The sequence below is a fragment of the Elstera litoralis genome (assembly GCF_000963705.1).
Taxonomy (GTDB): Bacteria; Pseudomonadota; Alphaproteobacteria; order Elsterales; family Elsteraceae; genus Elstera; species Elstera litoralis.
Genome location: NZ_LAJY01000133.1, coordinates 1 through 8,610, shown reverse-complemented (window position 1 = coordinate 8,610; position 8,610 = coordinate 1). Strand labels below are relative to the sequence as shown.

The 8,610-nt window shown below is 61.7% G+C and carries 11 protein-coding genes; 7 read left to right on the top strand and 4 right to left on the bottom strand.

From position 1 onward, the window contains the following. The 6 genes from VZ95_RS25255 to VZ95_RS06555 all read left to right on the top strand — a co-directional run. The coding region (locus tag VZ95_RS25255; protein WP_045775148.1) for a KUP/HAK/KT family potassium transporter at positions 1 to 222 on the top strand (222 nt) is incomplete at its 5' end. Between the two features lie 41 nt (positions 223 to 263). Continuing rightward, a complete protein-coding gene (trpB, locus tag VZ95_RS06575) occupies positions 264 to 1,481 on the top strand; it encodes a tryptophan synthase subunit beta (RefSeq protein ID WP_045775147.1) in 1,218 nt (405 codons plus the stop codon). Then, positions 1,481 to 2,314, top strand: coding sequence for a tryptophan synthase subunit alpha (trpA, locus tag VZ95_RS06570; protein ID WP_045775146.1), 834 nt, complete (start codon positions 1,481 to 1,483; stop codon positions 2,312 to 2,314). Before trpB ends, trpA begins: the two co-directional genes overlap by 1 nt. Beyond that, positions 2,311 to 2,781 carry a nucleoside deaminase gene (locus tag VZ95_RS06565; protein ID WP_045775145.1) on the top strand — a complete coding sequence of 157 codons (471 nt, stop codon included), beginning with the start codon at positions 2,311 to 2,313 and terminating at the stop codon, positions 2,779 to 2,781. Before trpA ends, VZ95_RS06565 begins: the two co-directional genes overlap by 4 nt. Before the next feature lie 5 nt (positions 2,782 to 2,786). Further along, on the top strand, positions 2,787 to 3,542 hold the full coding sequence (locus tag VZ95_RS06560; protein ID WP_045775144.1) for a DUF6270 domain-containing protein: 756 nt from the start codon (positions 2,787 to 2,789) through the stop codon (positions 3,540 to 3,542). An 83-nt stretch (positions 3,543 to 3,625) separates the two neighbouring features. After that, a complete protein-coding gene (locus VZ95_RS06555; RefSeq protein ID WP_052711543.1) occupies positions 3,626 to 3,973 on the top strand; it encodes a VOC family protein in 348 nt (115 codons plus the stop codon). Positions 3,974 to 4,018: 45 nt separating this feature from the next. Here VZ95_RS06555 and VZ95_RS06550 read toward each other — a convergent pair whose 3' ends face one another. Then, complete coding sequence (locus tag VZ95_RS06550; RefSeq protein WP_045775143.1) at positions 4,019 to 4,597, bottom strand: helix-turn-helix domain-containing protein; 579 nt, start codon at positions 4,595 to 4,597, stop codon at positions 4,019 to 4,021. A 74-nt stretch (positions 4,598 to 4,671) separates the two neighbouring features. On the opposite strand from VZ95_RS06550, the gene VZ95_RS06545 reads away from it, so the two are divergent. After that, positions 4,672 to 5,286 (top strand): LysE/ArgO family amino acid transporter, encoded by a 615-nt coding sequence (locus VZ95_RS06545; RefSeq protein ID WP_045775142.1) that lies wholly within the window; start codon positions 4,672 to 4,674, stop codon positions 5,284 to 5,286. Here VZ95_RS06545 and VZ95_RS06540 read toward each other — a convergent pair. The 3 genes from VZ95_RS06540 to VZ95_RS06530 form a co-directional block, all read right to left on the bottom strand. Beyond that, positions 5,272 to 6,507 carry an SAM-dependent methyltransferase gene (locus VZ95_RS06540; protein WP_084627617.1) on the bottom strand — a complete coding sequence of 412 codons (1,236 nt, stop codon included), beginning with the start codon at positions 6,505 to 6,507 and terminating at the stop codon, positions 5,272 to 5,274. The two genes, VZ95_RS06545 and VZ95_RS06540, sit on opposite strands and share 15 nt — an antisense overlap. Beyond that, on the bottom strand, positions 6,504 to 7,331 hold the full coding sequence (locus VZ95_RS06535) for a DUF1365 domain-containing protein (RefSeq protein ID WP_052711542.1): 828 nt from the start codon (positions 7,329 to 7,331) through the stop codon (positions 6,504 to 6,506). Before VZ95_RS06535 ends, VZ95_RS06540 begins: the two co-directional genes overlap by 4 nt. Before the next feature lie 10 nt (positions 7,332 to 7,341). Next, on the bottom strand, positions 7,342 to 8,610 hold a 1,269-nt coding region (locus VZ95_RS06530), incomplete at its 5' end, for an NAD(P)/FAD-dependent oxidoreductase (RefSeq protein WP_052711541.1).

Below are 8,610 nucleotides of genomic sequence, written 5' to 3'. Positions count from 1 at the left end.
GCCGTGCTCCAGCGCTGCAAAGAGTTGGGCTTGCCGATCAGCATGATGGACACCAGTTTCTTCCTGTCGCGCGAAACGCTGATTTCCACCATTCGCCCCGGTATGGCGCGCTGGCGCGAGCGGCTGTTCATCAGCATGGCGAAAAATGCCGTGAGCGCGACCGACTTCTTCAAAATCCCGGCGAATCGCGTGGTTGAACTCGGCACTCAGATCGAGTTGTAATCAGTCGCCTCTCTTTTTTGTGATCCGGAGTTTCCGCCGTAATGACGCGCCCGCTGCCCAATTCCTACCGTACCGGCCCCGATGCCGACGGCCATTTCGGCATTTTCGGCGGGCGCTATGTGGCCGAAACTCTGATGCCGCTGATCTTGGAGGTCGAAAAAGCCTATGCGACCGCCAAGGCCGACCCCGAGTTCAAACGGCAGATGGACTATTACCTCGCCGATTATGTGGGCCGCCCGAGCCCGCTCTATTTCGCCGAACGGCTGACGGAAAAGCTCGGCGGCGCGAAGGTTTACTTCAAGCGCGACGAGTTGAACCATACCGGCGCGCATAAGATCAATAATTGCTTAGGCCAAGTGCTGCTGGCGAAACGCATGGGCCGCACGCGCATCATTGCCGAAACCGGCGCGGGCCAGCATGGGGTTGCGACGGCGGCGGTGTCGGCGTTGTTCGGCCTGCCCTGCACGGTCTATATGGGCGCGGTCGATATCGAGCGCCAACAGCCGAACGTCTTCCGCATGCGTCTGTTAGGCGCGGAAGTCAGGGCGGTCGAATCGGGCTCGCGCACGCTGAAGGACGCGATGAACGAAGCCCTGCGCGACTGGGTAACGAATGTCGACGACACCTTCTACGTCATCGGTACGGCGGCGGGTCCGCACCCTTACCCGATGATGGTGCGCGATTTCCAATCGGTCATCGGGATCGAAACCCGCGAACAGCTTATGGCGAAGGAAGGCCGTCTGCCCGATTTGCTGGTGGCGGCGATTGGTGGCGGCTCCAACGCGCTTGGGCTGTTCCACCCGTTCTTGGATGATACCGATGTTGCCATGATTGGCGTAGAAGCCGCGGGCGAAGGGGTCGATACGGGCCGTCACGCCGCTTCGCTCACGGGAGGGCGTCCCGGCGTGCTGCACGGCAACCGGACCTATTTGCTGCAAGACGACGACGGCCAGATCATCGATGCCCATTCGATTTCGGCGGGGCTCGACTATCCCGGCATTGGGCCGGAGCATTCGTATCTCCACGATATTGGCCGCGTCCAATATCATTCGGTGACGGATGCGGAAGCGCTGGACGCCTTCCAAATGCTCTCGAAGCTCGAAGGCATTATCCCGGCGCTGGAACCGGCGCATGCGCTGGCCGAAGTGGTCAAAATCGCCCCGACGATGGCGCGCGACAAGATCATTGTGATGAACCTCTGTGGTCGCGGCGATAAGGATATCTTCACCGTCGCCCGCGCCTTGGGAGTGAGTTTGTAATGAGCCGCCTGGATGCGACCTTTCAGCGCCTGAAGTCCGAAGACCGGGCGGCGCTCGTCACCTTCGTCACTTCCGGCGATCCCGACTATGAGACCAGCCTCGCCCTGCTGCGCGGCCTGCCGGGGGCGGGGGCGGATATCATCGAGCTTGGCATGGCCTTTACCGACCCGATGGCCGATGGTCCCGCCATCCAGGCGGCTAATCTGCGCGCGCTCGCGGGCGGGCAGACCCTGGCGAAAACTCTAAAACTGGTCGAAGCTTTCCGGGAGACCGATCAAATCACGCCGATTGTGCTGATGGGTTATTACAATCCGATTCATTCGATGGGCGTTCCGGCGTTTCTGGAGCGGGCGAAGGCGGCGGGGGTCGATGGGCTCATCATCGTCGATCTTCCGGCGGAAGAAGATGGGGAACTCTGCCTGCCGTCGCAAGGCGCGGGGCTCGATTTCATCCGGCTGGTAACGCCGACGACCGACGCCTACCGGCTGCAAACCGTAATGCGTAATACGCGCGGCTTCGTCTATTACGTCTCGATCAATGGCATCACCGGCGCGGCTTCGGCCAGCGATCAGGCGATTTCGGACGCGGTGAGCCGCCTGCGCGCGGCGACAGACCTGCCGATTGCGGTGGGCTTCGGTATCCGCACGCCTGCCGCCGCCGCCGCCGTGGCGCGCGTCGCCGATGCCGCCGTAGTTGGTTCGTCCATTGTGCAATGTTTGGCCGATAGTCTTGTCGATGGCAAAGCCACGGCGCAAACCGTGCCGCAAACGCTGGCCCTGGTGGGCGATTTGGCCGAGGGCGTGCGCACCGCGCGGGTTGGCGTTTCGGCATGACGCCCGCCGACTTCATGGGCCACGCCATCGATCTGTCGGTGCGCCGTATGCGCGAGGGCGCGGGCGGGCCGTTTGGCGCGGTGATCGTGAAAGACGGCAAGATCCTCGCTGAAGGGTGGAACCAAGTCACCTCCAGCAATGATCCCACGGCCCACGCCGAGGTAACGGCCATCCGCCGCGCCTGCCAGGAACTCGGGACGTTCGACCTCAGCGGCTGCGAGATCTATACGAGCTGCGAGCCCTGCCCGATGTGCCTTGCCGCGATCTATTGGGCGCGCCTCGACCGAATCTATTACGGCAATACCCGCCAGGACGCGGCGGCGATTGGCTTTGACGACGAGTTTCTCTACCAAGAACTGCCGAAACCCATCGACGCCCGCTCGATTCCGACCACCCAACTCGACGCGGCGCGCGCCAAAGCCGCCTTCGACGAGTGGGACCGGAAGGACGATAAGATTCGGTATTAGGGCGGATGCCAACGCGCGCGCTCATCGGCACCTGCGCGACGCGCCTCGCCTTTACCAATAACGGCTTGCCCGACGCGGGGGACGATCTGCCGTTGTTGCGGTTCGACTTTGAGCGGACCTCGATCATCTCCCTCATCTCGCAGCCGCAGGAGCCCGATCCCGCCTGGTTGCCGCCCGGCTTGCCGGAGCATGAGCGCCGCTGGATCGAACAGGATTTCCGCAAGGATTTCTGGGGGCTTTACCTTCCCGTTATCGATTTTCTCTACCTGGATTTCCTCGGCGACCGTCACCCGCTGGTCGAGCGCCATGACCGGCGTAGCGCCTTAAAGCAACTCTGCCTCAGCACCCAATCAAACCCGGCGGTTGTGGCCGAAACCTATATCCAACATCGCTGCCCGCAAAATGGGGCACCGGATCGGGATGGCTATATCCCCCTCTGGGAAAACGCTTTTTATGCCTTCGTCTATAAGGTGAAAGCCCTTACTCCGCGTTGTCAAATTCTCGTGCACGCCTTCAGCTTGGCCGAGGTTTGCGACGATGGGCAGCCGGTCCCGCCGCACGAGATCGAGGGCTACACCGCGTTTTACGATCATATCCATGCTGTCGCCCAGGCCTGCCCGCTGGTGACGTGCGTCACGCCCGCCGTTCCTGCCCTCACCCAGCGCAATCACGCTTACGGCGAGGCTCCCCAGCATCTCACCCCAGCCTATTATCGGGCCTTGGCCGATCAGATTTTGGCTTTTGAGGCTGCCTGTAAATAGGGTGCGACCGAACCTTATTGCAAAAGTGCAAAATATAATAATATTATGCTAAAAATGAAGGGGCGCGCAAAGGAAGCCAGCCCATGCTGCCAGCTCATCTTCTGTTTTATGTTCCCGATGTTGACGCGGCGGTCGATTTTTACGAAACGGCATTCGGTTTCAAGCGGCACGGCGAGGATCACGCCGCCGGTTGGGCGGCGGTGCGCTCGGGGGAGGTGGTTATCGCGTTCCTGTCCGAAGCCGCCGCCGCCGCCCAAGGGCACCCCTATACGCCGCTGCGCCCCGACCATCCGCCGCCGGGGATGGAGCTTGTTTTGACGCGGGCGGAGGTGCTGCCCGCCTATATCCGCGCCTTGCTGGCCGGGGCGGTGCCGCTGCATGAACCGGCGCTCAAGGCCGATGGCGGATGGTCGCCTTCGTGCGCGATTTGAACGGCGTGATCGTGGAGCTTTGTGCGCCCGAACCCGCGTAACGCCCTAGCGGCCGCCGTTGGAGCGTTCAACCACAACCATTGTAAAAAAAACCGGCTCGGCTCCGTGATTAGCGTAGCGGTGGGGGCGGTCGGCGCGGAACAGCAGCGTATCGCCCGCACCTATCTCCGGCGTTTCCTCGCCCACCGTCAGGGTCAAGCGGCCCGCCCGGACCGAGAGGATTTCCCGCGCGCCAGCGGGATGCGCGTCGCCGTCGAAGGCCTCGCCGGGGGCCAGAGCCCAGTCCCAGAGTTCGGTATATTCCTGGCCGTCGGTGCTCATCAGCAACCGGGCTTCGCTGCCGTCCGGCGTGTGCCAGAGGCGCGGCACATCGGCTTTCCGCACAATGCGCACGGGCGGCGTTTCGGCCAACTCCAGCAGTTTTGCCACGGGAATGTTCAGCGCATTGGCGACCCGGCAGAGGGTAGCGATGGAGGGGTTGGTCTTGCCGCTCTCGATTTGCACCAGCATGCCTTTCGACACATCGGCGCGTTTCGCCAATTGGTCGAAACTCAGCCCCTGGCGCGTGCGATGGTCGCGCAGGTTGACGGCAAGGGCGGCGGCGAGGCGGTCGGGGTCGAGCATGGATAGTATATTGACCGAAATGGCTCATTATATTAAACGTATCATTATAGTGACCGTTTTGGGATGGTTTGGCAATGGAAACCCTGGAAATCGTCGGCGCGGGCTTCGGCCTCGGTGGCTCCCTCATCATCGCCATTGGCGCGCAGAACGCCTTTGTGCTGCGCCAGGGATTGCGCCGCCAGCATCCACTCCCCATCGCCTTCCTATGCTTTGCCATCGATGCGTTGCTGATTCTCGCAGGCAGTCTCGGCCTTGGAACGCTTGTGCAACAAACACCGGGCCTGCTGTCAGTCGTGCGGTGGGCGGGCGCGGCATTTCTGCTCGCCTATGCCGGTTTGGCGTTGAAACGGGCGATGAACCCCACCGGGCTCACGACCGAAAGCGCCATCGTGCCCACGCTCGGCGCCGCGCTGACGACGACGCTGGCGGTCAGTTTATTGAACCCTCACGTTTATCTCGACACGGTGGTTTTGCTCGGCAGCCTCGCCGGGCGCTACCCGTGGGAAACGCGCTGGTGGTTCATCGGTGGGGCGATTCTCGCGTCGTTTCTCTGGTTTCACGGGCTGGCGCTGGGCGCGCGCTGGCTCGCCCCGCTCTTCGCCCGGCCGGGCACCTGGCGCGTGCTGGACGGGATCATCGCGCTAGTGATGGCCAGCCTCGGCCTGTCGTTGATCTTAAACCCGCTGTAGGCCGATTTGGACCACGTCAATCGATCCGGCATCGAAACCACCTTCGCAATAGGCCAGATAATAGCGCCAAGTGCGGCGGAAGCGCTCATCGAAGCCTAAGGGGGCAATGCGGTCCCAGGTGGCATCGAATTTCTCCCGCCACAGGCGCAGCGTGCGGGCATAGTCGCGGCCATAGGCTTCGAGCGCTTCCCAGGTAAGGCCCGCGCGCGCGGTTTCCTGCTGCAAGCGCTCGATGGTCGGCAGCATGCCGCCGGGAAAAATATAGCGCTGGATGAAATCCGGCGAGCGGCGGTAGGGTTCGAAGCGCGCCGCCTCAATCGTGATGGCCTGGATGGCGGCGCGCCCGCCCGGCTTCAAGACCCGCTGGATCGTTTCGAAATAGACCGGCCAATAGGCTTCGCCGACCGCTTCGATCATCTCGATGCTAACGACACCGTCGAACTGGCCCGTAACGTCGCGGTAATCTTGAAGCCGAACCTCGACATGATCCGCGAGTCCCGCCGCAGCAAACCGCGCTTCGGCATAGGCTTTTTGTTCTTTGGAGAGGGTGAGGGCGGTGACGAACGCCCCGCGCCGGGCGGCCAGTTCGGCGAACCCGCCCCAGCCGCAACCGATTTCCAGCACATGATCGCCGGGTTTCAGCGCGATTTTTGCGGCCATGCGCGCGTATTTTTCCGCCTGCGCCTGCTCCAACGTTTCATCCCCGCTGGCATAGACCGCCGAGGAATAGGTCATGCTAGGGTCGAGCCATTCCTTATAAAAATTATTTCCAAGATCGTAATGAAAGGCGATATTGCGGCGCGAGCCGCGTTTGCTATTGGCGCGGAAGCGGTGCATCACGCGGCTCAGCGCGCGCGCCCACCAATGCCCGTCGATGGCAAGGGCGGCCTCATTATGCGCGAAATAGGCGATGAGCGCCGCCAGATCGGGTGAGTCCCAGTCGCCGTCGATATAGGCTTCGGCAAAGGCCAGATGCCCGCCCATCAGCACGCGCCGGAAGAAGCGATGGTGATGCAGGTGCAATTCCGCCGTGGGGCCGGGTTCATGGCCGCGAATCGTCATTCGATTGCCATTGGCGAGCATGACCGTGAGGGTGCCGGTCTTGAAGCGGTCCTTCGCTCGGATCAGCGGCCGTAACCGGGCAGGAAGCCGGGCCGTGGGTGGGCTTAAATGCAGGCCGGGAGCCTCGGGCGGGGAGCCTTGATATAGGCTGTCACTCATGATGCGCTCACCCTGCTGAAGCCTGTGGATGATCTAATTGTTTCGAAAGCGGATCGATGGCGACAATCGCCGTTACCTCGGTTTCGGGCGGGTTTGGACGCCCATGAAAACGGGCACCTTTTCGCCAGATCGCCAGGGCTTCCCAATGAATAGCCCCGATTACTTTCAGTGTCATCAGCGGATGGCGGGCCACCAGTTTGATGATCTCCCGGTCGGTAAACGGGCGGCGCGCGCCGGTTTGTGTGGCGAAAAAACTGCGGTTTTCCCTCGACCTCCAGGCCGATGCGCGCAGTGAGGCGGTCGCCGGGCGGCATAAGATCGAAGCGATAGCGGCCCTCGACCGGGAAAAACGGCGAAACATGGAAGCCCTTGGCGCAGGTTTGCTGGATCGGCCCCGCCGGTGTTTCGACCGGGATTAAATAGCCGTGCTTATCGCCAAAAGTATTGCGCACGTCATAGAGAATAACGCGCAAAACGCCGGCGGCATCGCAGCAGAAATAGATCGAGAGGGGATTGAACACATAGCCGAACAGGCGCGGAAAACAATGCAACCAGACTTTCCAGCCCTCTGGCGCATAGCCGTTCGTGCGCAAGATACCGTCGATCCAGGCGCGGGGGGAACTGCCGTCGCGCGCGCCGTGATCGCGGTCGAAGAAACTCAGAATATTCCAGCGGTTATGGGAGAAAAGCTTAGTCTTACGGCTTTGTTGGGGAAGCGTATCGAGATCAAAAAGCGCTGAAAACACCCGATAGGCGAAATGATGCCGGAAGGGCACCAATCGCGTATGGGCGACTGTGCCGCGATAAAAACAGGTCTCTAGCATCGCGCCATCGCTATTCCGCCGCTTCGCCGAGCAGCGCCGCGCCGGGGTCGATCCGGTCGGCGACGCGCCACGGCACTTGCCCGCCAAGCCCAAGCCCCGCCTGAAGCCCGGATCGCAACCCGTCTTCGTGGAACCCATAGCCCATCCAAGCGCCAGCATAGGAGATGCCTCTGTATCCTTGCAATTGACTTAAACGGGACTGCGCCTCAACCGCCGCGCGGTCGAAGATTGGATGATCGTAAAGAAGGCGGGCGTGGGTCAAGCTCGGATCGGGCTCAACCAAAGGATTGAGAGTGACAAACACATCGGCGTTCGTTGCCAGCGGCTGTAATTTATTCATCCAATAGGTAACGGAAACATCGGCGTCTTCATCCCGCCCGGCGGGGGCCGAGCGCGATAGATGGTTCCAACTGGCCCAGGCGCGGCGACGGCGCGGCATCAGGCGCGGGTCGCGGTGCAGATAGGCAATATTGGGCTGAAAGCGAAACGCATCGAGCAGCGCCCATTCGGTCGCATCGGCATCGTCCAGCAGGCGCAGGGCTTGATCGGCGTGGCAGGCGAGAATGACGCGGTCGAAGCCTTCCCACGCACCGCCGTGCCGGATGTCGACGCCGCTTTCAGTTCGGCGAATTGTTTCGATATCGGAATTAAGCCGGATCGCCGGGAGATCGGCTAAGACCCGCTGCACATAGGCGCGACTGCCGCCCGCCACCGTGCGCCATTGCGGCCGGTCGTTGACGCTGAGCAAGCCGTGATTGGCGAAGAAGCGCACAAAACTGCGGGCGGGAAAACCGCGCAGAGTATGCATCGGCGCGGACCAGATGGCGGCGGCCATCGGCAGCAGATGATCCTGGATAAAGGCTTGGCCATAGCCGCCCTGGGTTAGAAAATCGTCCAAACTGAGGGAGGTTGCCGCCGGTTGTTCTAGCAGAGCGGCGGCATTGCGGAAAAAGCGCAGAATATCGCGGATCATGCCCCAGTGGCGCAGGTTCACGAGATTACGTTTTTGCGCAAACAGGGTCGCGAGCGAATTGCCCGAATATTCCAGCCGCCCGCCATCGACCGATACGGAAAAACTCATATCGCTGGCGGCGGTTTCGACCGACAGATGCTGGAAAAACCGCGTGAGATTCGGGTAATTGCGTTCGTTATAGACGATAAACCCGGTATCGACGGGAATAGTCTTCCCATCGAGGGCCAGATCGAGGGTATTCGAATGGCCGCCGGGGCGGCGATCCTGCTCGAAGATCGTAATATTTCTATTCCGCAACGACCAAGC